This window comes from Kitasatospora sp. NPDC032757 (assembly GCF_055579305.1).
On sequence record NZ_JBVINN010000080.1, the window covers coordinates 7,287 to 8,312 of the forward strand.

Consider the following 1,026-nt stretch of genomic DNA (forward strand, 5'->3'; position numbering starts at 1 on the left):
ATTCTTCCCCAACCCCACCCCACCCACCCCCCCCCCCCCCCCCCCCCCCCCCCCCCCCCCCCCCCTCCCCCCCCCCCTCCCCCCTCCCCCCCCCCCCCCCCCCCCCCCCCCCCCCCACGACGCGGAGCCGGTGGCGCCCGCCTACGGCGCCGGTCGCAGGACACTGCCCCGCTACCGCACCGACTCTGTCGCCCTGCACGAGCACGCCACCTCCGGCGGGCGCCGGGCGTTTCGGCAGGTCACCTGGCGTCAGGGCAGCCGCGGCGCGATGCGCTCGCGCTTCCGGGTCCTACAGGTGCGGCCCGCCGGAAAGATCCCCCGGGCGCTGGCCGCCGCCGACGCGGGCGGAAGCGCCGCCTGGAACGGCGTCCTGCCGGCCGAGACCCTGCTGGTCGAATGGCCGCCCGGCACCGACGCCCCCACCGAGTACTGGCTCACCAGCCTTCCGCCCGATACGGCGATCCGCCACCTCGTGCGGCTGGCCAAGATCCGCTGGCGCATCGAGCACGACTACCGCGAGATGAAGCACGGCCTGGGCCTGGACCACTTCGAGGGCCGCACCTGGCGCGGCTGGCACCACCACGTCACGCTCGTCACCGCCGCCCACGCCTTCCTCACCCTCCGGCGCCTCGACCCAAAAGTCGAAGCGCCGGCCTGACCTTCTACCGAGTCCTCGACGCCATCCAGGACCTGATACGGGCCTGGACCGGCGAATGCCCCACCTGACACCGCGAGTTACCCGATGCACGCCGACCAGGACGCTCCCGAACGCTTCAGACCTAACGAAGTACTACTAATCGGCATCCCCCTTTTCCAGCTCGTCGGCGCGGATGGCGGTACTGACTTCGGCTTTTCAGGGTGGTAGGTCGAGGGAGAGTCCGGTTCCGGCGAGGAAGCCGTCGAGGACGTCGGGGCGGTACTGGAGTCGTTTGAGTCGGTTGCGGACGAGCGTGGCGAGTCGGTCCAAGGCGACGCTGGCGAGGTTCGCGAGGCTGTGCTTGACGTGGGCCCACAGGTACTCGACCG

Annotated in this window: 2 pseudogenes; one reads left to right on the forward strand and one right to left on the reverse strand. The window is 72.2% G+C overall.

The window, feature by feature from the left end:
• Positions 1 to 109 precede the first annotated feature (109 nt).
• Positions 110 to 658: pseudogene (locus tag ACZ5WK_RS39775) on the forward strand (transposase); the annotation flags it as partial.
• A 195-nt stretch (positions 659 to 853) separates the two neighbouring features.
• On the opposite strand, the pseudogene ACZ5WK_RS39780 reads toward ACZ5WK_RS39775, so the two are convergent.
• A pseudogene (locus tag ACZ5WK_RS39780) lies at positions 854 to 1,026 on the reverse strand (IS630 family transposase); the annotation flags it as partial.